Genomic DNA, 24,239 nt, shown 5'->3' with positions numbered 1-24,239 from the left:
TGTTCTCTTGTGATCTGGCGTGAGAACTGATGCTCAGGGTTTGGCTTTGCCGAATCGTTGTTCGATAATTTTCTGAATCGCCACGCCGATTTTTTTCTGCACCGCCGGATCCATCAATAATTCGAAACTTACTTTATTGTCGCCGATCTCGAGAAGTACTCTGATCGGCGACGAGTTGATGTTTTCATCAAGACTGTAAAATGAGAGCTTACCGGAGTTTTTGCATCTGTAGTCGTTCCGGTTTGGCGAACTGTCTCCAAGCACTCCTCCGTTCTCGAGGCCCGAAGCTTCGCAAACGGCCGCCACGAGCTCGCCGGCCAATTCCCTGTTCTGCGTTTCACCCGCATCTCCTTCGTGCACGTACCCCCAGCAAGCATTCCGGTTGGTCGCGCCGTTGTTGTGGAGAGCAACAAACACATCGGGGCGCAATTTGTTTGTCTCCCGGAGCTCGTATGCATAACCCGAGATTCGCCCCAACGAATCTATCATAGCCGTGTGGTCGACTTTTGTGTTGCTCCCTTCTCTGGCATGGTGCAATCCCTCGGAATTGTAACTCCACACCTTATGAACCTCCACGGCTCCTGTTGACGCCGCCAGGGCTGCTTCCGCAATGCTGTTGCAAACGGCCGCCTCGTTGAAATTGACACCTGTATCGCTCTGATGAGATGGCTGAAACACAACCACGGCTTTCTTTGAAGTATGGCGTGCGGCAGGTTGTCCGCCCGTGCTACAACCCGCAGTAATCAACGCAAGCGCTAGTGTGGCGGCCGGCATTCCGAAGCGCCGGCATGTTCTCTGGGTGCGTGTTTCGATCGTCATGAGCTTCTCCTCGGATGTTGGCAATCACTCCATTCTAATCCTTATGACCGTTCCGCCTCCGGCTGCATATGCCAGGCTCATCGCTGTTGCGACTGCGACGAACCAGAGGCTGGCGGCGATCAGACCGGATCTCAACCTGCTTGATGCAGTGAGAACCGCCATCCCCTTCGCGAGCACGAACAAATACCAGAGGACGAACACGCTCGTGCTGTGAAGAAGTATCGTCGCATACGGGCCTGGATTGCCAAAGATGAAGAAGAAAAGGTCCAGTCCGGCGGGAAAACGATTCGGCAATGCGAATTCCGAATCACCAAGAACGTTTGCACGAACCATCAGGAAGTTGAAAATTTCGCCAAGGAGAATGATCGCCGCGCAGTGAATGTTGAGCGAGAATATCATCCTAAACCCTGGCGCCTCTCCCCTTTCTCCCCAGACCACCATGTTCATGAGGTAAAGGAACGTCGTACTTCCTAGAGAGACGATACCAACAATCATGGGAGAAATCAAGGCGGGCCCAAGAAGATATGACAACGTGAAACCGTCTGTCACGTTCTTCCAACATCCGGCCAGCCATACGAGTACGAAAAATGTCACCAGGCACGTCAACGATGCAAGGAACCACCGGGGGCGTGTTCTGATTTCCTCGAAGGCGTCTGATGGTGCAACAAGAATGTTCGAAAGGGTGCTCATGCTTTTCCTCCGCTGTTCCTGTGGGCTACAACTATTTCGTTACTCCGGTGCTCTGTTGCACTGTCGGGGGAAAGAGGACCAGGCTGGCGTTAAAGAGAGACTCTCCCCGCGTTGCTGTTACAAGATTCACCATCCCCGCAGCCGTTCTCCAAAGAGCCATTTCCATCCGGACTGTAATGATGAGCAGGCTCTTTTCCTTTGCTGTCCGCACGGGGCCGCGGCCTAGCGCTCGAGTAAGATAGCTGGTGAGTGAATCTGCGAGGATTTTTGTCGGTTCGCCGAATTTTGCCTGGACAAGTTTCAAGGTCTTTTGTTTCTCATCGAATTGCAGTTCCGTGCGCGACGCAAATCCGAGAACCGGAAGCGTGATGACTATCGCGCTGTCTGTGGCTGTCATGGCCACGCCATGTCGCTCGCAGAGACTCTGCACTTCGCTCATCGTCGATTCCCATCGCAACTCGTTGATGATTGGAAAGTGTGCGTCGCCGTTGAGCAATTGCCCGCTTGCCGAGACAGCAACACACAACAGCAGAAATGAACCACATACACACCGAGGTCGTATCATCATCTTTCTCCTTCTAACAAAGCCGGGGGCCAGCCGCTCTCGGCTTAGCCCCTGGCGAATTCGGCATCGTGCCTACAGGAAGGGTATCGCCCTCTCGACGGCACTCCAATTGACAGCGACACATATTGCAAAGATCCACAAATCCAGACAGCAGGTAACATACACATCGCCGCTCGCGTCCTTTGTTTGATAACAGCCGGTGAGTCCGGCACCAACGGCGCCTTGCATTTCTGCTGTGTTCAGGGCTTGTGGTGTTGCCTGTTGTGTGGCTGTAACGACCACGGCGTTGTTGAAAGCTTCGACGTTGGCTGCAATGTGCGTCGGTTGGGGCCGCAGAAGCATGCCAACCGAGAGCAGTGCTACAATTATTGACGTTTTCATTTCTATCTCCTTCTGGAAAATGGTGACTTGATCTAAGTGCTCGCTGCGGCCCGCCCGTTGAGCGTAAACTCCGATGTCGAGCCCGGGGGCCGGCCGGACGCTTCATCATCGTTTACACTCAATAGACCAGCGAGCAACTTCATTCTCTTTCTCAATACTCTAATCGGATCGTCGCCCCTCACCGCACCACACAAGAGCCTGTCCCCGCCATCGATCCGCCATCTTATTACTCGGAATTCTTAACCTTCCGACAGAGGGATCTCGCACGAACAGATTTCCCCTTCTATCTACGCTGTCCACTACGATGAAATGATTATCCTCAACGAGAAAGATAAGCGGGAACGGCGTACCCGAAAGATCTTTGAACCCGAGCTTCCATCCGCAGAGCTCAAGACCACACAACTGTCCCAACTCCTTCACGGTCGCCATGCTCGTCCCCTTGCGCTGCCATTGGACCTTACGAGCCAGCTCTCCCACCGAGGTTTTGATGCCGTGATGGTCGAGCACCATTACCAGCGCCGCTAAACCACAATCATTTGTCCGCTGTTGGAACGCGACGCCGTTGGATCCAAGATAGATGACTTCGGATTCGCCGACTGGATGGTTCACCGCGTCAGTTGGCGGGCTTCCGCTTGCAAGCTTCCACGAAACCGCAAATCCGACAGCCAGAAAACCAACAACGCTGAAGCTTATTGCGGCTTTACCGTGCATTTTTTCTTTTTACCGTCAGTCTTTTGTTTGCGTTGTCGTATTCGAGAGTTTTAGCAATAGCTGCTCTCGGGATCCAAGGCTTTTCTCCCCCGACTCGCCGTAGATGATGGTTCCATCGGCGCCGACAAGAAAGAGGGCTGGAACAATGTCAACACCAAAGTCGGTGCATCCCGCCTGGTTGTAGTCCAACACCGTCTGTATGTCGAGTTGGTTGACGCCGAGAAGTTCTGATGTCTTGGACTTGCTGCTCGTCGAGATAGCAAGAAATCGTATCGTATCTCCGAACCGTCTGTTCAATCGATCGAAGTTGGAGATTTCGCGCAGGCAGTGGGGACAATCGGCGCTGAAGAAGAGCAGGGCCGCTGGCTTACCTTTGAAACCGATCTGGTGAATTGTGCTTGAATCAAGGTCGATGACGGTCAGGGCCGGAGCTTGATCACCGGGGGCAAGAAGGTGTGGTTTGTTCGTATGAAGAATGCCGACCACGAAAGCTGCGGGCAGGCACACGAGAAGCGCAAGCCCGATTGCCGCCGGGAGTTTTCCCGCGGCAGCACGGTCAGCGTCTTGACTCTTGTTTTCTGTTCTTTGAGGCGTGGACACGGTGGAGAACTCTGCTTGCGAATCACATGTCGGGAAGTCCGCGGAGAGTGCGGTGCGTGGCGTCTGCGGCAATCTAATAAATCAGGAAACCAGTGTCAAGGATTCTGACGGAATAAATCGGAAATTCTACGGAGAATGACTTGGCAAGAAGATGGGGTGATAGCGAACTAACAACGAGGGGAAATGGAGAAAGAGTATTGAAGCAAACGTCAGACGTTTACTCGACCGGCTCCGCCCCGAGTTCGCGGCGAAGAGCCTGGAGTACGGGGTGTTCTCCGCCTCCATTGTTTCCATGATTCTGATCGGTCGTTTGGGGAATGGTGGGTGACTGCGTTGTTGTGCCCGTCTGCTGCGTTCCATGTCCGTTACCGGGCTTGGAACTCAGGACGGGCTCGATGCGGATTTTGACTCCGGTGACTTTATGAAAAGAATCGGTGAGAAATTCTTTATGCCGTTTGAGCGATGAGAGGTGGTAATCGTCGGGACAGCCGATGCGCATTGCGCCGTCTTCGATGTCAAGTATGTGGCTCCCGCCCAGAAGTGTGCCAATACCAATTTTCGTCTTTCTTACTTCACTTACCCATGGAGACCATTGCTCGAACGCTTCCTCCACGGTGATTTTGCGCATAGGTTCTGCTTGTCGTCCTGTTTCCACGGAAGGGCTCTCGTGTACTAGGGGGGCCTGTACAGGAGAGGTAAGGATCGCTGGAAGAGCGGCCTTCTGCGATGTGAACTCCCTGGGGGCGTCGCCGTACGAAATATTCGACGCACTGCGCAACTTCCCGGCATTGACCTGCCCGACAACCTTCAGCTCTGTGCTGGAATCGTCGTCTTGCGGAGTCCGCGTGCTTGCCGCCTGTCCGCTGCTGTTTTCCCGGCCTGGACTAAGTTTTTTTTTCAACTGATCAATCTGACCCAGCAACGCGTCAATCTGCACCGAGCGTTCCAGCTTGATCATCTGCAGAAGTCCCGCTTCCAGTTTGAAGCGCGGTTGCGGCGACCATCGGATCGCTTGCTCGAGTTCGTTCACCAGTTTCAGAAGGCGGAGAATGTCATTTTGCTGGAAGCGTGTTGCCTCTTCTCTGTAACGCTTTCGATACGGCTCGGAAGTCTCCACAAGCTCTGTCGCCTCTGTTGTCAACACAACCAGGAGGTTCCTGAGGTGTTCCGACAATCCTCCAAGAAACTCGCGCAGATCGTATCCGCCTTTGACGATTTCATCAACCAGTTGAATGCCGCCGCGGGCATCATGGTTCTTGATGAGATCGGTAACCTTAAAGAACAGCTCCTGGTCTACTACGTTCAGGACCTTCAGGACGTCGGCAACGGTAATCTCATTTCCACAGAAGGCGCGGATTTGATCGAAAATGCTCTGTGCATCGCGAAGCGATCCGTCCCCCTTTTTTGCCACCACCATGAGGGCTTCCTCGTCGATCGTCACCCCTTCCCCGCGTGCAACGCTTTGGAGATTGCCGCTAATCTCTTCTATTGAGATCCGCCTGAAATCGAATCGCTGGCAACGCGACAGGATTGTCATTGGAATCTTGTGGACTTCTGTTGTCGCAAAGATGAAAACAACATGTTCAGGGGGTTCTTCAAGCGTCTTGAGGAGCGCGTTGAACGCCTCCTTTGTCAGCATGTGTACTTCATCGATGATGTAGACTTTGTACTTGCCGCGCGCCGGCGTATACCGTACCGACTCCCGGAGGTTTCGAATCTCTTCCACTCCCCGGTTCGAGGCGCCGTCGATTTCGATGACGTCCAGGCTTCGACCAGCCGTGATCTCTTTGCAGATCTCGCATTCATTGTCCGGGTTGGAATCCTTCGGCGACTGACAGTTGATCGCCTTTGCGAGAATCCGCGCGGTTGTTGTCTTGCCGGTACCGCGCACACCGCTGAAAATATACGCGTGGGCAAGGCGCTTCGACGCAATCGCATTGCGCAGCGTGCTGGTCACGTGCGATTGACCGACAACGTCTTCAAAAACTAACGGTCGCCACTTACGGGCTGTAACCTGGTAGGACATGTTGAACCGAACTTAAGAAGTAATGTCGAAAAAGGGAAATCGCCGCCGCCGCATTCGGCGTGTATTATCGGGTTCTCTTTGTTTTCGCCGTAAATACGAGTTTTGCTGCTTCCTCGATTGTTTCAACGGGAATGATCTTCAATCCTTCTTTTACTTTGTCCTGAATTTCGGCAAGATCCTGCACGTTCTCTTTTGGTATGATGACGGTTTTGATTCCGCTCCGTTGTGCTGCGAGAAGTTTTTCGTTGAGACCCCCAATCGGGAGCACGTTGCCGCGCAGCGTTATTTCACCCGTCATCGCAACATCGTTGCGGGCGGGCCTGTTGCTTGCTGCTGAGATGATCGCCATCGCCATGGTGATACCGGCTGATGGGCCGTCTTTTGGAATCGCTCCCTCCGGCAGGTGAATGTGAATCTCTTTTCCCTTTGTGAATTCCGGGTTAATGCCGAAACGCTTTGCGTTAGACCGGATATAGCTCAACGCGGCCTGCGCCGACTCTTTCATCACCTCTCCCAGTTGGCCTGTCAGTGTCAGCTTCTGTGCACCGCTCATGATGGTCACATCGACGTTGAGAATGTCGCCCCCCACACTCGTCCAGGCCAGGCCGGTCACAGAACCCACGCGGCGTTCGCGCTCGGCTTCCTTCTTGCGGAATTTCGGTACACCGAGGTATCGCTCGATCATTTCTCCGGTCACCGTAATGCCGGCGGCAGTTTTGCGTTTGTGTTTTGCCGTTCCGTTTTTTCTCTTGATGAGAACGATTTCCTTCGCGGCTTTTCGGCACACCGACGCAAGCTCGCGTTCCACGTTACGTACACCCGCCTCCCGTGTGTACTCGTTGATGATCTTGTCGATGGATTCATCGGTGAATTTCAGCAGTTTCTCCGTCAATCCATGCGCTGCAAGCTGTTTCGGAAGGATGTGGCGCTTCGCGATCTCTCTCTTGTCATAGTCAAGATATCCGGAGAGCTCGATAATTTCCATGCGATCCTGGAGCGGCAGTGGAATCGCATACCGGACATTTGCTGTCGTCACAAACATCACTTTCGAAAGATCGTAGTCCACGTCGAGATAGTGATCGCTGAATGTGTTGTTCTGTTCGGGGTCCAGAACCTCGAGGAGCGCTGAAGAGGGATCACCGCGAAAATCCATGCTCATCTTGTCCACTTCGTCCATCAGCAATACAGGGTTCACGACGCCCGCCCGCTTCATGGATTGAATGATTTTGCCCGGCATGGAACCAATGTACGTCCGCCGGTGACCTCGGATCTCTGCCTCGTCGCGCACGCCGCCCAGAGAAATGCGCACGAACTTTCGCCCCAGCGCCCGGGCAATAGACTTTGCCAGAGAGGTTTTCCCGACACCCGGGGGTCCAACAAAACAGAGGATCTGCCCCTTCATTTCCTTCACGAGATTCAGAACAGCGATGTGTTCCAGTATCCGCTCTTTTGGCTTCTCGAGTCCAAAATGGTCCTCGTCAAGAATTCGTTTCACATGCTCGACATCAAGGTCGTCCTTCGTCCGCTTCATCCATGGAACGGCGATCAACCAGTCGAGATAATTCCGCGTCACGGTGAATTCGGGTGACATCGGGGGGGTCTTCTTGAGCTTGTTGAACTCCTCCATCGCCTTCTCTTCGACCTCCTTTGGCATCTTTGCCTTCTGGAGTTGCTCTTTCAGTTTCGCCAGCTCAGGGGACGCCTCATCATCCCCAAGCTCGTCTTGCAGAATGCGGATCTGTTCCTGGATGAAGAACTTCCGCTGCGACTTCTGGATGTTGTCTTGAACCTTCGTGTCGATTTCCCGCTCGATTTTCAGAATGTCAATTTCGGTGGTGAGGATCTTCGACAATTCGTAGAGTTGCTCGCGGAGATGCTGCGTCTGAAGGATGCGCTGCTTCACGTCCACGCTCTGAACGAGATTTGCCGCCATATAATACAGTTTCCGGGGGGGCTCTTTGATTCCTTCAAACGCCATGAGCACTTCCGGGGGGACGTTCCGGCTCAGTTTTACATATTCCTGGAACAGTGTCGACGCGTGCCTCACAAGGGCGTCAATGTCGTGCCCCGACGGTACCTCTGCGTCGTTGATGATAATTTCAGCCTCAAGGTATGCTGTCGTCGGCAGGAAACGCTTCACCGTGGCCTGCACCGTCCCGTCCACAAGGATTTTCATCAAGCCGTTTGGAAGCTTCAACATCTGAATGATCTTCGCAACCGTGCCATGAACATAGACGTCGTCCGACGTGGGTTCGTCAACCGAAGCGCTTTTCTGCGCAACCAGGAAAATGTTTTTTCCACGCTCCAACGCCTCGTTTGCCGCTTTGAGAGAGCTTTCCCGCCCCACCAGGACCGGAAAAATCATGTAGGGGAACAAAACAACATCGCGCAGGGGCAATACCGGCAGGGTTCTTGGAATGTTGTCTATTGTTTCTATGGTGGGGTCGCTAAATTTGACTGGTGTTTCGGTCATAATCCTTCATCACTTCGTTGTCTGTCCCTAAAACAAAAAGAGTCCCGGGCATCGGGACGTTAAGTAATCAAAATATACCCACAAATGGAGGGAGAAGCAAGGTAACCTCCCCGCCGGTTTGGGCGCCGGAAAAGCTTCTTGAGCATGAGGGTCTGGTGGCGCAATCTTTCTAGCTCACCGCTTCATTGAGAAATCGCAAAAGCGGCGTTGCCGCTTCGAACACAGATGCGATCTCCGGTACAAACTTTTCCTTCAGGCACCTTGACACCGGCCACTCCACTCCGACAAAGAATTGTTTGTACTTGAGCCATTCCGCCATGGCATGATCTGGCTCGTACCCCTTGGGCGCTTTTTGGAGTTTTGCCCCCTCGAGTTTTCCAAAGATCTTTATAAATCGCTGATGCTGAACAATGGAGAGAAACCGTTCGGGTTTGTCTGCAATTGCGCTGCGGATTTTCTTCAACTGGTCACCGTCGGGCATATAGAGGCCGCCACCGAGAAAAATCTCGCCTGGCTCGATGTGCAGATAGTAGCCTGATCCCTCAACGCCTTTGGGTTTGCCGCGTAGCACAAAATGCGCTGCGACGTGCGTTTTGTAGGGCGTCTTGTCTTTGCTGAAACGTACATCCCGATAGATCCGAAAAATGGACCGTTTGGGATTGATGTCGAACTCAGGCGCGAATCGCTCAAAGTGCGGTCGGAGCGCCACAATGAGGGATTGCATTGGAGTCTTTACGAAAGACTCATAATCCGGTTTATGTTTTTCAAACCATGGCCGGTTATTGTTCCGCTTCAGGCGTTTCATGAACTCAATTCCTTCCCGCGGAAATCCTTCGAAGGGGGGGTAGAATTCTACGTCTGAAAGGGAGATTTTTCCTGCTGCTACCATTTTCGATGCCTCGCTCTCTACAATGATGTGTACTCTTTCCCTTCAATGGCGGCTCGCACAAACCCGTCTGCTTTCTCCAGCCGCAGCCGGGCCTCGTCCTTGCCAACCCCGGCTTTGATCATCACCAGCGCCGTTTTTACGTGTCCATCTGCCTTTTCCAGATACTCTGCGGCCTGCTCGTACTCAACCCCCGTAATCGTCATCACCACTCTTTTTGCCCTCTCCTTGAGTTTCAGATTCGTCATCTGAAGATCTATCATCATGTTCTCTTAGACCTTCCCCAGCCTCACCATTGCCGTTGTCGTGATCATGTTGAGCACGAGTTTTTGCGCTGTCCCGGACTTCATCCTGGTTGAACCCATAATAACTTCCGGTCCAACTTCCGGACAAATCGCGATATCAAGGACCCGCGCAATCTCCGCAAATTCCGGCGAATACATCCGGCTTCTGGGGTTTGTGGTTACATAGAGGGTTTTTGCTCCCAACTGTTTTGCTCGCTTCACCGCCCCGATGACGTATGGAGTTCTCAGGCTTGCCGCTATTCCACATACAACATCCCGTTCTCCGACTTTTCTCTCGTCGATATCCCGCGCGCCATTCTCTTCTTTGTCTTCCGCCCCCTCCTGGGCGCGGAACATCGCCTTTTCCCCGCCGGCGATCATTCCCTGGACCATCTCGAATGGAACACCATAGGTCGGCGGACACTCGACGGCATCCAGGACGCCTAGGCGTCCACTTGTCCCCGCTCCCGCATACAACAGCCGCCCCCCGTTTTTGAAGGCGCGCACCACAAGCTCGACTGCCTTCGCGATGTACGGCAGCTCGACCTCGACGGCCAGCGCGACCTTTTTGTCTTCCGAGTTTATGATGCGGAGAGCATCCTCAATTGAGAGCGCGTCGATATCCATGCTGGCCGGATTGCGCTGTTCTGTGCTAAGCCGGGTGAGCTGTTCAAATAGTTTTTTCTCGTCCGTCACTGTCTGTCTGCTTTCTGCTTTGGGGTACCCGTGATTTCCACCAGCACAATTTTCTTCTCGCTCCCGTCAAACTGACTGGAGCCTTTCAACGTTAGATCTAGAACGGTGATTGTCTTTACCTGCGGCAGCTTTTGTATTTGCTCAATTTCTCCGTTGAGGTCGCCCCCTTTGAGCGCAATGAGCGTGGGCTTCTCCATCCTTCTTCTTGTCTGATCACCCGCGATGGCGGCGGTCGGCAATGTTGTTGTGCTGCCCGTTTTCAGGAACGGCTCCGACCATCGGACAAGATCTTTCAACGAAGCGACAGCGCGAGCGACAACAATATCATAGCGGTGATTGTGCTCCTTTGTTTTGCTGAGTTCCTCTGCGCGGCCCCATACGGCGTTAATTCCTCTCAGGCCAAGCACTGCGATGATATCGTTAACAACATTTATTTTTTTGTGAGTAGAATCAAGAAGTGTGAACAAAAGATCCGGCCGCGCGATTTTCAGCGGAAGACCGGGAAGCCCTCCGCCGGTACCAAGATCCAGGATGGTTGCATCGGCCGGAAGGTCAACCTTGAACAGAAGAGAAAGGCAATGAAGGATGTGGCTGGTCCAAAAATTTTCTTCGTCCCGTCTGGAAACCAGGTTGATCTTCTTGTTCCAGTCGAGCAGAAGCGTTGCGAGCAACTCGATTGATTGCAGCTGCTCGTCGCTTAAACGAAGGCCATTCTGAGCGCAGATCTTACCGATCCACTGTTTTGGGTGTGCGGCTTCCATAACCTGTTGATTTATAACAACTTGCGGTTGTCGTTCCACGTGAAACAGCTATCCCCGGAGGGACACCATCAGGATCGAAACGTCCGACGGTGTAACGCCGCTGATGCGAGAAGCTTGTCCAATGGACTCGGGTTTCACTTTGCTCAATTTCTCTATTCCTTCGGCAGAGAGTGATTTTATTTTCGAATAGTCATAATCGACCGGGATTTTCTGATCTTCGAACTTGTCAAACTTCTGAATTTGCTCGATCTGACGCTGAATGTATCCTTCGTACTTCAGATCGATTTCGATTTGTTCTATGATCTCGGCCCTCAGTCCGGAGTCCGTCACCTCAGAGAGCTTGCGGGAGATCGCTTGACTTGACAGCGAGTCTAGTTCGAGTAGCTTTCCCAACCTGACCCCGGTTCGTTTCAGGAGTTTTGACAATCGTTCTCGCTCGTCTAGTCTGACTTCCTCGACGCTCTCAAGATACGGGTTCACGGTTTCAGGCGACAGGGAAAATTGGCCGGCAAAGGCAATGAACTCCGCCGTCAATTCCTCTTTTTTCTTAAGCCTTTCCAACGTCAAGCCTTCGACCAGCCCAAGGTCGAACCCCTTTCTCATGAGCCGGCGGTCGGCGTTGTCCTGGCGCAACACCAGTCTGTGTTCCGCTCTTGAGGTGAACATTCTGTACGGCTCATCCGTGCTCTTGTTGACTAGGTCGTCTATCAACACGCCAATGTATGCTTCGGATCGTTTGAGTATGAATGGATCCTGGTGCTTCACCTGAAGAGCGGCGTTTATGCCGGCAACCAGCCCCTGCGCAGCCGCTTCTTCGTAGCCGGAGGTCCCGTTTACCTGGCCCGCCAAGAAAAGGCCGTCAACTCTTTTTGTCTCCAGGGAAAGCTTGACTTGATGCGGTGGAAAATAGTCGTACTCCACGGCGTATCCGGGCCTCAACATTCTGACCTTTTCAAGACCGATGATCGATCTCAATCCTTCAAGTTGAACTTCCTCGGGAAGGCTTGTCGAGAATCCATTGACATAAACAACGTTTGTATCGTATCCCTCTGGTTCAAGGAAGATCTGGTGGCGCTCCTTCTCCTCGAACCGTACGACCTTGTCTTCAATGGACGGGCAGTATCTTGGACCAACCCCTTTGATGACCCCCGTGAAAAGTGGGGACCGATCGAACCCCTTCCTGAGTATTCGGTGGGTTTCCGGGTTGGTGTACGTAAGATACATCGGGATGAGTCGATTGGTAATTGCCCTCGTCGAATAAGAAAACGTCTGTGGTGGATCGTCGCTGTGCTGTTCCTCGGTCATTGAGAGGTCAAGAGTCGAGAGATCGATGCGTGGTGGCGTTCCCGTCTTAAGCCTTCCACTGACAATTCCGAGATCTGCGAGATTCTCGGTCAACCCCTTCGATGCCGCCTCTCCGTACCGCCCACCCTCGCGGTTCTTCAATCCTGTATGCATCAGGGCGCGAAGAAACGTGCCAGCGCTTAGGATTACCACTTTACAGGGAATCCTGGACCGGGACTTGGTTACAACTCCGACAATTTTCCTCTGCCTGCTGTTTGGCACAGCTACAGTCTCAACGCTCTCAATTGAATCTTCAAGTATTGACAGACCGCCTTGGTACTCGAGTCGTTTTCTTGCCTCACGGGAGTACCATTCTCGATCGTTCTGGCACCTTGGACTCCAAACGGCTGGACCTTTGGACCGGTTCAGGAGTCGGAATTGAATCCCGGTGGCGTCTGCGATCTTCCCCATTTCTCCGCCGAGAGCGTCAATTTCTCGAACCAGGTGCCCCTTTGCGGTGCCTCCAATAGCCGGGTTACACGACATCCTGCCAATGGCTTCTTTGCTCATTGTTATCATGAGAACGCGGCACCCCATCCTGGCCGCAGCCAGCGATGCCTCAACGCCGGCGTGCCCTCCGCCAACGACTATAATGTCGGTATTTGTCTTAATATCAAGCATTTCTCACTGAGTGTTCCACGTGAAACGATTTCTACTTGCCTATGCAGAACTTGCCAAAAATAGAATTCAGAATGTCTTCTGTTGTTGTAATTCCAACAACCTCTCCAATAGCATCAAGCCCAACCCTAAGATCCAAGGCAATAAACTCGCTGCTCCTTCGCGAAAGCGTAGATTCGAGAGCCAGTTCCAGGCTCCGCTTAACCTTCTTGAGGGCTGAAAAGTGCCTCGCGTTGGTGATCATGACACCGCTTTCACTCGTTGCCGTCGATCCTCCGGTTGCAAGCCTCACAAGTTCTGCCTCTAGCCTGTCAAATCCCAAGAGTGTCCTTGCTGATATCTCTAACACGGGGTGATTCGAGAAAATTTCGGACATACTAGAAAAAATGTCTCCCGGGTGGGGCGCAATGTCGACCTTGTTGATCACCAGCAGGCAGGTAGCACCCCTTGCCTCAACCTCTGCTATGAGCTTGATGGCTGATGAGCCTTCGGCCGGATTAAGCGGCCTTGTTCTGTCCAGCATTAAGAGTAGAATGTCACAACTCTTGAGCTTTTCTTCGGCCCTTCTGACTCCCTCTCGCTCAATTGGATCTGTGGTTTCCCTGAGGCCAGCCGTGTCGGAAAGAATGAACAGGATTCCGTCGAGCGAAAGGGACTCTTCAATAATGTCCCTTGTCGTGCCCGGGAGGCTTGTGACAATCGCCCGCTCTTCCTTTAAGAAGGCGTTGAGCAAGCTCGATTTCCCAACATTGGGGGCTCCAGCCAAGGCAACCTGGACCCCGTCCCGGTAGATTTTTCCGACCCGGTAGCTGGCGATGAGTTCGTCTACCTGCGCGATCAGGCCTTTGAGTTGGTTGGCCACCCTGGTCTTTTCTGTGAACTCGTACCCGTCTTCGGCAAAATCCAATTCCAACTCGAGCAACCCCAGGCTTTCTATCAGCTGACCCCTCAGCCCATTCATTTTCTCCGATAGGGCTCCGTTGAGTTGAACCAATGACGATTGGTGGGCGCGCTCAGAGCGGCAACGAATCAGATCCGCGACGGCCTCGGCTTGCGTGAGATCAATCCGGCCATTCAGAAATGCGCGTTTGGTAAACTCGCCGGCTTGCGCTGCGCGGGCTCCATAACGAATCACCGCCTCCAGAATTTGTTTTACGAGAAACTGGCCGCCATGGCAGCTCAGTTCTACGGTGTCCTCTCCGGTGTATGAGTGGGGGTTTCTGAAGACCAAGCCAACCACGTTATCGATCAGCGCCCCTTTCTCGTTGACGAATCTCCCGTAGTGGGCGGTGTGGGATGGCGCTTCGGAGAGTGAGCGTTTTCCTCTGAATCCAAGATCAGCGATTCGAAACGCGTCATCCCCGCTGATTCTGATAACGGAAAGGCCCCCCTCCCCAATCGGTGTCGCGACCGCGGCGATGGTGTCTGCTTCGTGGATAATGGACATGGTCATCTCTTGAGGGTCGTGGGAGAAGAAGGGGAATGTACAAAATCACCGACCGACATACAACCGCGCGTCTATAAACAAAAAAGCCCTGCCGGTTTGCCGGCGGGGCTTTTTCGGAAATGCTTGTTCTTTTATTTCTTCAGCCTGGGAAGGTCCTTGCCGAGTCTTGCGAAGATGCCTCCCCCTTTCTTCTTTTTCGGTTCGACTTTTCGGAGCGGCTGATCGTCTGACTGGCGATTGATGATCATCTGCTGCCCAATAGAAAGGACGTTGAAGACGAAATAGTAGAGGTTCAGTCCCGATGGAAAACTGTTGAAGAGCAGCGTCATCATCACCGGCATCATCCATATCATCGCCTTCTGTCGCGGATCCTTCACCGTCTGCTTCTGTTGCACGAACATCGTAATACCCATGAGCAGCGCCAACCCGCTGACGTCTCGAATACCGAAAAACGGGATTTCGAATGGAAGGGTAGCTATCCGGTCGGGAATCGAAAGATCCGTAATCCACCAGACAAAGCTCCCTTGGCGCAACTCGATGGTTGCGCGAAACACATTGTATAACGCAATCAAGATTGGAAATTGAAGCAGGACGGGTAGACATCCGCCCGCCGGGTTCACGCCATACTCTTTATACAGATTCAAAACCTGTTGGTTCATCTTCTGCGGGTCATCTTTATACTTCTCTTTTATCTCGGTCATCAGGGGCTGCAGCGCCTGCATCTTCTTCATTGAGCGCATGCTGCTCCGCGTCAGCGGGTGCAGGACAATTTTGATGATGATCGAGAAGACGACAATGACGAGCCCCCAGTTCGGCACGACATAATGAATGAAGCTCATGAGCGGCAGCAAGACGTATTCCGAGATCGGCCGGATGAGCCACGTCCATCCCAACCCGACAATTTTGTCCAATCCAATATTGTACATCTTCAACAAGCTCAAGTCGGCCGGTCCAAAGAAAATCCTGAACGAGGCCCCTTCTTCCGCCCCTCCCTTGAAGGGCATTTTCACTGCGATGCTGTAGGCTTCTACGGCGCCCTTGTCCGGCGCTTGTGCCCGCGAACCGGCGAGATATGCTCCGTCGCTTGTTTTTTCCGTCGGCATGAGTGCGAGGGCAAAATACTTTGTCCTCATCGCAACCCAGTCGACCGTTCCTGTGATGTTTTTCTCGGGCCGGTTGTCAAAATTCGCAGCATCTATTTCTGTCAGCTCTTTTCCAGCATAAGCGTAGGCTGCTGAAAAGCTCGACTCATCGATGCTGTTTTGCTCGGCGTATCGTAATCCGCTTTCCCAGATAACCTGGTATTCAAAGTTCGCGACCACACTAGCTGTTCTTATGAATTTCGCGTCAAACCCAACGCCGTACTCCCCGTTCTTGAACTTCAGCGTCTTGCTGATCTGCCCTCCTCCAACAACCGGCAGCACCAGTTGCAAGTCATACTCTTCACCTGCTCCAACCACATGTTCGCTGAAGCCGTTGTCGCCCACGTCGAAGTACAAATCCCGCGTGTTGATCAAGCGGCCGTCCGACGTTGCGAACAACAGACTCAGGTCTCCCCCTTTTTTCAGATCAACAAGTTGAACGGGGTGACCATCCCACGTTTTGTACTTTTTCAGCTCCCACCGCTTGATCAGTCCGCCTCTTGACGCGATTTCCGCGATGTAGAGGTCGGTTTCAATCCTGATTGTGCGATCGACACCCTTGTCCCGACCAGCGAAAAATTTTCCAAGCGGGTCTGCCTGTGTGTTTTCTTTCTGCTGAACGCGAAGCGTGTCCACGCGTTTTGAAGAATCTTGTGGTGCGATCTGCGTTGCGACCGCTTTCTGCTGCTGCGGTTGCTGGGTCTGCTTCGGAGAGTTCATCCACATCCAGACAACCAGGAGGACGAAGATGAGGATGTAGCCGAGTATTGATTGACGATCCATTGAGTATCCCTACAACAATGTGGATTACGGCACCGGGTCGTAGCCCGCGTGTTTATGAAAAGGGTGACACCGAGCGATCCGCTTCAGCGCGTACCAGCCTCCCTTGGGGACGCCATGTTTCGCAATGGCTTCCTCGGCATAGTGCGAGCAGGACGGAGAAAAGCGACAGCTGTTAAATGGAAGAAGTGGTGAGACGAGTAGTTGATAAAATCGGATGACAAAAATGAGCAGGCGTCTCATGGTTTTTCGGAAAGGTGATGATGGAGCTCTTTCAGGAGAGCTACAATTGCCTGATCAATTGCGGCGCGGGCGTTTTCCATTCGCGACAACCGCCCCCGCACGCGCAGCATGAAGACAATGTCCGTGGACTTTTGTGCTGGCACTAGCGAATCGATGAGGAGGTTCTTGTTTTTTCGGTACGCCTCTTTCATCCACCGTCGTGCGCGGTTGCGTTCGACCGCGTTTCGCACGCTTCGGCTAACAGAAAAACCGATCCGCACGGAGTTGTGTGGCCTGGGCGCCGGTGAAAAGAAACACCTGACGACGCCTTGCTGCAGAGATTTCCCCTCTGTAATCACTCGCGAAAAGGTATGGTACCCTCGGAGGATTTCTTGCTTCTTCAGGGATGCGCGAGGCGGTTTCACGGTTTGTAGCGAATCTTACTTCTCGTCGCTCACGGTAAGACGGCGGCGCCCTTTTGCCCTGCGGCGCGATAGAACTTTTCGCCCGTTTTTCGTGGCCATGCGCGCCCTGAAACCGTGTTTATTTGTCCGTTTGCGCTGATGTGGCTGGTAGGTTCGTTTCACGTTGATACTCCGCGAGATTTCGTTGAACTATTACAAAGCTTTACAAGGTAAGACAATTTGATCGCGAATACAAGGATCTTGTAATTCTGTGGAGGGACTCTCGGTTCGAAACCAGGCAGCGTTGGTTCTCTTGAATTTTTCTCCCTCAAATGGTCGATTTATGAATTTTTCGCTTGCACTCGAGGTTCTATGATATTATCATCAGGAGGTGCCCACACACCGTCCGTCCTGTTGATAACGTGTGGACAACGGTTGCCCGGCTCAGCAACCTCGTTTTTCTGAGTTATTCTATGGTTTTAAATTGTTACTCTTGCCTGTTGATAACTATGTTCTTAACAATGGAATCGGCTTGTTTTTTAACGCGTTACGAGCTTCTTGTAATGTTTACAAGTTGAAGAGTTGTATAAAGTTAAGAAATTCCGTTTATTCTACGCGGTTAACTACTTTGTTCTTCGTGTGTTAACAACCCTCGCCTTCTTTTGCTAATATGGATGTTATGGCTACCGAGAATACAAGCGATTTATTCCAAAACCCTATAGAAACTCCGAATTCGACAGACCCTTTGTTGTCCGTCTGGGACCAGTGCTTGGAGAAAATTCAACGGCAAGTGACGAGCCTGGGTTACAAGACCTGGTTTCAGCCGATTACGCCAGTTAAATTAGTGGAAAAGGAAATTACCGTACAGGTCCCAAGTCAGTTCTTCTATGACTGGGTGGATCAACACTACAATGCACTCATACGCGAGACGATCTCGTCGGTCCTTGGCGAGGGTGCTAAGCTGTACTACTCGATTGCTTCGGAGGAGGTCGATCAGGAACAAAGCCCTCCTCGGCTCAATTCACAGTCCTTGCTGTCGGCGTCGCCCACGCACGATGTCCCGTCTTCTTTTCAACAGCCTCAGACGTTTTTTCCCCCGCGGGCGGCGTTCCGGCAGACCGAGCAGCCAATAGCACAGAGCAACCTGAACCCCCGTTATACATTTGAAAACTTCATCAAGGGGGACAGCAACCAACTTGCTCGTGCCGCGGCTCTTGCGGTCGGCAACAACCCGGGCGGAACCTCGTTTAATCCGCTGGTTATCTATGGCGGCACCGGGCTTGGGAAGACTCACCTCATGCATGCTCTTGGCAACCATGCTATCGCCCTTGGCAAAGCAAAGCGTGTTGTCTATGTTTCGAGCGAGAAGTTTACTATTGAGTTTGTTGAAGCTATTCAGTCGGATCGGGTAAATGAGTTTTCCTACTTTTATCGGAGCGTAGACCTTCTGATCGTTGACGACATTCAGTTCTTTTCCGGGAAGGAAAAGACTCAGGACAATTTCTTCCACACGTTTAACACTCTCTATCAGCTGGGGAAGCAGATTGTACTTTCCTCTGATGTCCCACCAAAAGAACTGAGGGGTCTCGACGAGCGGTTGATCTCCAGGTTCCAGTCTGGTTTGACCGCCGACATCCAACCCCCCGATCTAGAGACAAGAATCGCTATTCTCCGCAAGAAAAGTGAGGATAACAGCTTTGAGTTGAGTCAGGAGGTTGTTGATTTCATCGCCTCCAACGTTACCAGCAACATCCGTGAATTGGAGGGGTGTCTTATCAGCCTTATAGCCAGATCTTCTCTCGAAGGCCGGGAAATAACCGTTGACCTGGCAAGGGAGGTTTTGCGGATGGTTGTTAACGAGTCAAAATCGCCTATAAACATTGATCAGATTCAACGTACCGTTTGTGACTTTTACGACATACCCGAAGATCTCTTGAGAGCCAAAACGAGGAAACAAGAAGTGGTGAATGCTCGTCAGGTCGCAATGTATCTCTCGAAGGAGCTTACAAACTCATCGCTCAAGACAATCGGACTGCACTTCGGCGGCAGAGATCATAGCACGGTAATTCATTCTTGTCAGGCTATTCAGGATCGTCTTAGGAGTGATTCCGCTTTCAAGCAAAACGTCGACCAATTGCGGCGGCGCGTTGAACTGTCGGGTCGATAAACCCCTCTCTTCACTTGCTTCAATATACCTTGTATTCCCTAGCCTCTCTTTGTTTGCCCGGCTGTCGGTTTTGTTCATATCTCCGGACAAACCGCGTGGATAACTGTTCGTGAATTGTTTATAAAAAAACAAAAGAGGGGACTCTCTTCAGTTTCTCGTTTGATTGTTAATATGAGGGGTAACCATCAACACTTTACTAACACTTTTACTAACTCCAATAATCCGGTTTTAAGTTGTAACGCTTGGTTTTAATATTTACATAAATAGTTATTAACAGTATCAACAGCCTTATTATAAGTCTTATCTTATATCTTCCTTATATTATTACTATTAGATATAACAACTCTTGTGTAATTCCCAATCTTCGTTTGTAAATACCCAAATTTTTAGGTATTTTTCCCTATCAATGCCCAATTGCCCATCTCGCCAAAGAAGGAGATAGGAATGAAATTCACCGTTGCAAGTAATGAACTACAAAAGGCACTGGCTAAGGTCAGTGGCGTTGTTCCGTCGAAATCGACACTCCCAATACTAGAAAATATATTATTCAGGCTTTCCAAAAATGTGCTGCAACTTGTAGCAACGGATCTTGAAGTATCTATGTCTGCTTCCCTTGATGTAAAAGGGAATGAAGAGGGATCAATTGCGGTACCGGCCAAACGATTGATGGAAACCATCCGAGCCTTGCCGGATATACAACTTGTGTTTAATGCAGATATGTCATCCAACAAGGTGAAGATGATTACCGAGATGGGTGAATATGTTCTGATGGGAGAATCAAGCGAAGAATTTCCTACCATTCCGCAGGTAAAGGGTGAAGATAAAATAACACTGAGCGGTGAAATGCTAAAAAGCATGATTCACCGTACCTTGTTTGCCGTCAGCACCGATGAATTGCGGCCTGCTATGACAGGAATACTGATGCAGGTAAAAGACGGAGATCTGCGAACCGTTTCCACCGACGGACACCGGCTTGTTCGAATTCAATATACCGGCCTGAAGCAGCCAAAAGTGAAGTGGGATATAATTGTCCCCGCAAAAGCCCTCAATCTCGTTTCTCGGTCTGTCGACAGCGAGACCAATACCATTGCCGTCGACGCAACGCACGTTCAGTTCACTTTTGGAACAACCACGCTGACATCGCGAGTAATAGAGGAGGGTTATCCCAACTATGAATCCGTTATACCTCTTGACAACGACAAAAAACTTGTTGTAGCGAGAGATCTTCTTCTTGCAGCCGTCCGCCGCGTGGCGTTGTATTCAAGTTCGACCACACACCAGGTTCGTTGTTCGCTTCGGAAGAACGAACTGCGCGTGATGGCGGAAGACATTGATTTCGGGGGAGAGGCAAAAGAAAAGGTCCCGTGCGACTACAACGGGGAGGAATTGGAGATAGGTTTCAACTCGACGTATCTCATCGATATTCTTTCACACCTTGACGGCGAGGAAGCAGAATTCAAGCTGGGCACGGCCGTTCGGGCCGCAATTATAACGCCGGCACACCAAAAACCGAACGAGGACCTGCTCATGCTTGTCATGCCCATGCGGCTGAACACATAAGACTATGCCGTTGGGTTGGGTGAATTTGTGAAGGTAGCCCCATCCCGCAACGCGGGAGCGGGGCTATCGCATTGTAAGCGCCATCAGAGAATGTGAAGATCCGCGAACTCCACGCACAGAATTTCCGCAACCACACTCATACCGACGTAGTCTTCGGAGAGGGGATCAATGCGGTTCTTGGTAGAAATGGCGAGGGGAAGACCAACCTCCTCGAAGCCATCTCGTACCTGTGTCTGACGAAAAGTTTCTTTGGCAGCGCCGACGGCGTGGTTCTTCGGGTTGGGGCATCGCGGTTCAACGCCAGCGGTGAACTGGAAACGGATTCGGGATTGCGGTATCACATAGCAGTCTCCTACGATCACGAGTCCGGGGAAAAGAGATTTCTGATCAACAAAGCGCCCGTGGAGAAGTTCTCGGAAGTCGTGGGACAGTTTCCGGTCGTAGTCTTGTCGCCGGAATCGGGAGCGATTACAAGCGGGGGGCCGGCAGATCGGCGGCGATTTCTGGACTTTGTGATTGCGCAGGCGAGCAAGGTGTATCTGGAAGACCTGCTCGAATACCGCCGGGTGCTGCGGCAGCGAAACAGAGTGTTGTTTGACAGCAAGGTGCGCCGAATAGACTATGCGGATGTGATCGAGCCCTGGGATCAGGAATTGGTCGACAGCGGAGCGCGGATCACTCACCGACGCAGCCTGTTTCTCAAAGAGCTTCAGCCCATTGTCCATGAATCGTACAGCCAGATCGCAGGCAGGATTGAGCAGCCCGCGATACAGTATCAGCCATCGGTAACACATGAAGACGGGGCGTCCGAAGAGGAGCTGAAAAGTCTCTTTCAGCAAACGTTGAGGGCCAAAGCATCTGAGGAAAAGCGGCTCGGAATCACGCTGGTCGGACCGCACAGGGATGAACTCGATCTTGCAATCAACACTCTGAGCGTTCGGTCACACGCATCGCAGGGACAGCACAAAACATTCCTGATTGCCCTGAAGATTGCAGAGTTCGTCTACCTTCAGGCAAAACGGAACGAGCGGCCAATTCTCTTGCTCGACGATGTTTTCACGGAGCTTGATCACCACAGATCCGAAAGACTTCTGGCGCTGACCGGATCGGTCGGCCAGGCGTTCATCACGACGACAAGCGAAAGCGTTTTTCCTCCCGCGTTCGATTGGACGGGGGCAAACCGGCGGTTCTTGGTGAGCAAAGGAACGGTTGAGTATGCGAAACCGGCCAGTCTCGCGAATTAAGTCACTCGGCGATGCGCTCGATGAGCTCATCGAAAGCCTTGGCATCAAGAAAAAACTCCGGGAGCAGAATGTTTTTGATTTCTGGGACAGAGCCGTGGGGGAACGTATAGCTCAGGTTGCCAGACCCACGCGCATAGCAAAAGGGACGCTGTTCGTGGACGTCAAAAGCGGCGTGTGGAGAAACGAATTAAGCCTGCGGAAGACGGAAATTCTTGGCAGGCTCAACGAGGTTCTTGAAGAAGAGATCGTCAAGGACATTAAATTTCAATAGGGAAGCGCATGGCGGTTGACACGAAGAATTTGAAAAACAAAAAGAAGGCTGCACCCGAAGAGAAGAAAGCGGAAAACCCAAAGGGAACGCGCTCCTCGAACGGCGACCGCGGCTATACCGCAGACGACATCACCGTGCTGAAGGGGCTGGAAGCTGTTCGCCGCCGGCCCGCGATGTATATCGGTGATACGAGTGCCCGCGGACTCCACCACCTTGTGTACGAGGTTGTCGACAACTCCATAGACGAGGCGCTTGCAGGATACTGCAAGAACATTGCGGTTACCATGAACAGCGACGGCTCGGTGACGGTGGACGATGATGGCCGGGGAATACCGACGGACATGCATCCGCAGGAGAAACGATCGGCCCTCGAAGTCGTGATGACCGTTCTCCATGCCGGCGGCAAGTTCGACAAGAACACCTATAAAGTGTCGGGTGGACTGCATGGTGTCGGCGTATCGGTGGTGAACGCCCTCAGTGAGTGGCTCGACGTAGAGGTTCGGCGGGACGGGAAGGTGTTTTTCCAGAGGTACAAAAAGGGCGACCCGGTGGCGCCGGTGAAGGTAATCGGGAAAGATGAAAAGGCAACGACGGGGACAAAAATAACATTTCTCCCCGATAACTCGATTTTCAAAACCCGCACGTTCAAGTTCGAGACCCTGGCTGAGCGGCTGAGAGAACTCGCGTTTCTCAACCCCGAGGTGATACTGCGGATCGAAGACGCTAGGACAAAGAATGGTGAGGAAGAAGTTTTCCACTTCGAAGGTGGTCTCCGGGAGTTTGTCAAGTATATCGACGCCACGCGTCCGGCGATCACGAAGAAGCCGTTCTATGCCAAGGGACAGGACAAGGACGAAAGCGGCAGGATGGTTGAAGTGGAGATGGCCATCCAATACAACGATCAGTTCAGCGAAAACGTCTTCAGCTACGTCAATAACATCAACACGCATGAAGGCGGCACACACCTGATCGGATTCCGGACCGCGCTCACACGCACCATCAATAACTATGGCTACAAGAGCGGCCTCATGAAAGAGACGGGCGTTCAGCTTGTGGGAGACGACTTCCGCGAGGGCCTGACGGCCGTCCTCAGCGTGAAGGTGCCCGAGCCGCAATTCGAAGGACAGACGAAGACGAAGCTTGGCAACAGCGAGGTGAAGAGCATCGTCGAGTCGGTCATGGGCGCGCAGCTGCAAAGCTGGCTTGAGGAAAACCCCGCGGAAGCAAGACGCATCATCGACAAAACGCTGCGTGCCGCAGAAGCGCGCGAGGCAGCAAGAAAAGCGCGGGATCTGACGCGGCGCAAAAACGCTTTGGATGGCGGAGGGCTGCCCGGGAAACTGGCGGACTGCTCGATCAGCGATCCCGAACACTGCGAATTGTACCTGGTTGAGGGAGACTCTGCGGGTGGCAGTGCGAAACAGGGTCGCGATAGAAGGTCACAGGCAATTCTTCCGTTGAAGGGTAAAATCCTCAACGTCGAAAAAGCACGGCTCCACAAGATACTGGAGAACGATGAAATCCGAAACATTTTCACGGCAATCGGCGCCGGGGTCGGCGCGGAGTTTGATGCCTCGAAAATCCGGTATGGCAAGATCATCATCATGTGCGACGCGGACGTTGATGGATCCCACATCCGCACTCTTCTGCTTACGTTGTTCTTCCGCTACATGAAGGAACTCGTCGAACTGGGACACGTCTACATTGCCCAGCCCCCGCTCTACAAGGTTAAGAAAGGAAAGCAGGAACACTACGCTTTCGACGAGGAGGAGCGGGACGAAATCATAAAGCGCATAAAGAGCGAAAAGAAGGGGGGGCGCAAGGCGGAGGAGGAAGCGGAATTGCTGGCCGCGACCCTAGACGGAGAGGTTATGAGCAGCGACGGATTTATTATTTCGAGATTCAAAGGCCTCGGCGAGATGAACCCTGAGCAACTCTGGTCAACAACAATGAATCCGGACTCGCGAACGATTCTCCAGGTTACAATCGAAAACGCTGCGGACGCGGACAGAACCTTCTCCATTCTTATGGGAGACGAAGTTGAACCGCGGCGCGAATTCATCGAGAAGAACGCGAAGTACGTGCGAAACCTTGACGTCTAAAGCACCAGACAATTCGGATATTACACAGCTCTAAACGGGAATACGA

At 52.3% G+C, this 24,239-nt stretch carries 23 protein-coding genes; 5 read left to right on the top strand and 18 right to left on the bottom strand.

The features are described from left to right. Window positions 1-33 precede the first annotated feature (33 nt). The 18 genes from NTU47_01605 to rpmH form a co-directional block, all read right to left on the bottom strand. Window positions 34-819 carry an N-acetylmuramoyl-L-alanine amidase gene (locus NTU47_01605; GenBank protein ID MCX6132483.1) on the bottom strand — a complete coding sequence of 262 codons (786 nt, stop codon included), beginning with the start codon at window positions 817-819 and terminating at the stop codon, window positions 34-36. 24 nt (window positions 820-843) lie between these two features. Beyond that, entirely contained in the window at window positions 844-1,509 is a 666-nt protein-coding gene (locus NTU47_01600) for a YIP1 family protein (GenBank protein MCX6132482.1), read from the bottom strand. Between the two features lie 31 nt (window positions 1,510-1,540). Continuing rightward, window positions 1,541-2,077, bottom strand: coding sequence for a hypothetical protein (locus NTU47_01595; GenBank protein ID MCX6132481.1), 537 nt, complete (start codon window positions 2,075-2,077; stop codon window positions 1,541-1,543). Window positions 2,078-2,146: 69 nt separating this feature from the next. Next, window positions 2,147-2,455 carry a hypothetical protein gene (locus NTU47_01590; GenBank protein MCX6132480.1) on the bottom strand — a complete coding sequence of 103 codons (309 nt, stop codon included), beginning with the start codon at window positions 2,453-2,455 and terminating at the stop codon, window positions 2,147-2,149. Window positions 2,456-2,614: 159 nt separating this feature from the next. Beyond that, window positions 2,615-3,166, bottom strand: a complete 552-nt coding sequence (locus NTU47_01585; GenBank protein ID MCX6132479.1) for a cysteine peptidase family C39 domain-containing protein — start codon at window positions 3,164-3,166, stop codon at window positions 2,615-2,617. 15 nt (window positions 3,167-3,181) lie between these two features. Next, the gene (locus NTU47_01580; GenBank protein ID MCX6132478.1) at window positions 3,182-3,766 is read right to left on the bottom strand and encodes a TlpA disulfide reductase family protein; all 585 of its coding nucleotides are present in this window, start codon (window positions 3,764-3,766) and stop codon (window positions 3,182-3,184) included. Window positions 3,767-3,983: 217 nt separating this feature from the next. Continuing rightward, on the bottom strand, window positions 3,984-5,792 hold the full coding sequence (gene dnaX, locus NTU47_01575; GenBank protein MCX6132477.1) for a DNA polymerase III subunit gamma/tau: 1,809 nt from the start codon (window positions 5,790-5,792) through the stop codon (window positions 3,984-3,986). Window positions 5,793-5,856: 64 nt separating this feature from the next. Continuing rightward, window positions 5,857-8,265 carry an endopeptidase La gene (gene lon, locus NTU47_01570; GenBank protein MCX6132476.1) on the bottom strand — a complete coding sequence of 803 codons (2,409 nt, stop codon included), beginning with the start codon at window positions 8,263-8,265 and terminating at the stop codon, window positions 5,857-5,859. Between the two features lie 169 nt (window positions 8,266-8,434). Then, window positions 8,435-9,154 (bottom strand): DUF2461 domain-containing protein, encoded by a 720-nt coding sequence (locus tag NTU47_01565; GenBank protein ID MCX6132475.1) that lies wholly within the window; start codon window positions 9,152-9,154, stop codon window positions 8,435-8,437. Between the two features lie 17 nt (window positions 9,155-9,171). Further along, the gene (locus NTU47_01560; GenBank protein MCX6132474.1) at window positions 9,172-9,414 is read right to left on the bottom strand and encodes a hypothetical protein; all 243 of its coding nucleotides are present in this window, start codon (window positions 9,412-9,414) and stop codon (window positions 9,172-9,174) included. A 9-nt stretch (window positions 9,415-9,423) separates the two neighbouring features. Further along, on the bottom strand, window positions 9,424-10,131 hold the full coding sequence (locus NTU47_01555) for an N-acetylmuramic acid 6-phosphate etherase (GenBank protein MCX6132473.1): 708 nt from the start codon (window positions 10,129-10,131) through the stop codon (window positions 9,424-9,426). Continuing rightward, a complete protein-coding gene (gene rsmG, locus NTU47_01550; protein MCX6132472.1) occupies window positions 10,128-10,892 on the bottom strand; it encodes a 16S rRNA (guanine(527)-N(7))-methyltransferase RsmG in 765 nt (254 codons plus the stop codon). The genes NTU47_01555 and rsmG overlap by 4 nt, the downstream gene beginning before the upstream one ends. A 48-nt stretch (window positions 10,893-10,940) precedes the next feature. Then, window positions 10,941-12,857, bottom strand: coding sequence for a tRNA uridine-5-carboxymethylaminomethyl(34) synthesis enzyme MnmG (gene mnmG / locus NTU47_01545; protein MCX6132471.1), 1,917 nt, complete (start codon window positions 12,855-12,857; stop codon window positions 10,941-10,943). Between the two features lie 31 nt (window positions 12,858-12,888). Further along, a complete protein-coding gene (gene mnmE, locus NTU47_01540; GenBank protein MCX6132470.1) occupies window positions 12,889-14,301 on the bottom strand; it encodes a tRNA uridine-5-carboxymethylaminomethyl(34) synthesis GTPase MnmE in 1,413 nt (470 codons plus the stop codon). A 131-nt stretch (window positions 14,302-14,432) separates the two neighbouring features. Further along, window positions 14,433-16,226: a membrane protein insertase YidC gene (gene yidC / locus NTU47_01535; GenBank protein ID MCX6132469.1), complete on the bottom strand. Its 1,794-nt coding sequence runs from the start codon at window positions 16,224-16,226 to the stop codon at window positions 14,433-14,435. 24 nt (window positions 16,227-16,250) lie between these two features. Then, window positions 16,251-16,466, bottom strand: a complete 216-nt coding sequence (gene yidD / locus NTU47_01530; GenBank protein MCX6132468.1) for a membrane protein insertion efficiency factor YidD — start codon at window positions 16,464-16,466, stop codon at window positions 16,251-16,253. Then, entirely contained in the window at window positions 16,463-16,870 is a 408-nt protein-coding gene (gene rnpA / locus NTU47_01525) for a ribonuclease P protein component (protein ID MCX6132467.1), read from the bottom strand. The genes yidD and rnpA overlap by 4 nt, the downstream gene beginning before the upstream one ends. Before the next feature lie 15 nt (window positions 16,871-16,885). Then, on the bottom strand, window positions 16,886-17,032 hold the full coding sequence (rpmH, locus tag NTU47_01520) for a 50S ribosomal protein L34 (GenBank protein MCX6132466.1): 147 nt from the start codon (window positions 17,030-17,032) through the stop codon (window positions 16,886-16,888). 496 nt (window positions 17,033-17,528) lie between these two features. On the opposite strand from rpmH, the gene dnaA reads away from it, so the two are divergent. The 5 genes from dnaA (at window position 17,529) to gyrB (ending at window position 24,193) form a co-directional block, all read left to right on the top strand. After that, the gene (gene dnaA / locus NTU47_01515) at window positions 17,529-19,016 is read left to right on the top strand and encodes a chromosomal replication initiator protein DnaA (protein ID MCX6132465.1); all 1,488 of its coding nucleotides are present in this window, start codon (window positions 17,529-17,531) and stop codon (window positions 19,014-19,016) included. Window positions 19,017-19,460: 444 nt separating this feature from the next. Then, on the top strand, window positions 19,461-20,576 hold the full coding sequence (gene dnaN, locus NTU47_01510; protein MCX6132464.1) for a DNA polymerase III subunit beta: 1,116 nt from the start codon (window positions 19,461-19,463) through the stop codon (window positions 20,574-20,576). Between the two features lie 92 nt (window positions 20,577-20,668). Beyond that, window positions 20,669-21,820, top strand: coding sequence for a DNA replication/repair protein RecF (gene recF / locus NTU47_01505; GenBank protein ID MCX6132463.1), 1,152 nt, complete (start codon window positions 20,669-20,671; stop codon window positions 21,818-21,820). Beyond that, complete coding sequence (locus tag NTU47_01500; protein ID MCX6132462.1) at window positions 21,792-22,091, top strand: DUF721 domain-containing protein; 300 nt, start codon at window positions 21,792-21,794, stop codon at window positions 22,089-22,091. The genes recF and NTU47_01500 overlap by 29 nt, the downstream gene beginning before the upstream one ends. 8 nt (window positions 22,092-22,099) lie before the next feature. Further along, window positions 22,100-24,193 (top strand): DNA topoisomerase (ATP-hydrolyzing) subunit B, encoded by a 2,094-nt coding sequence (gene gyrB / locus NTU47_01495; protein ID MCX6132461.1) that lies wholly within the window; start codon window positions 22,100-22,102, stop codon window positions 24,191-24,193. Window positions 24,194-24,239 lie beyond the last annotated feature (46 nt).

The organism is Ignavibacteriales bacterium (genome assembly GCA_026390595.1).
Lineage (GTDB): Bacteria > Bacteroidota > Ignavibacteria > UBA10030 > UBA10030 > UBA9647.
Note: the sequence above shows the minus strand (reverse complement) of the source record. Positions and strands in the feature narration are given on the sequence as shown.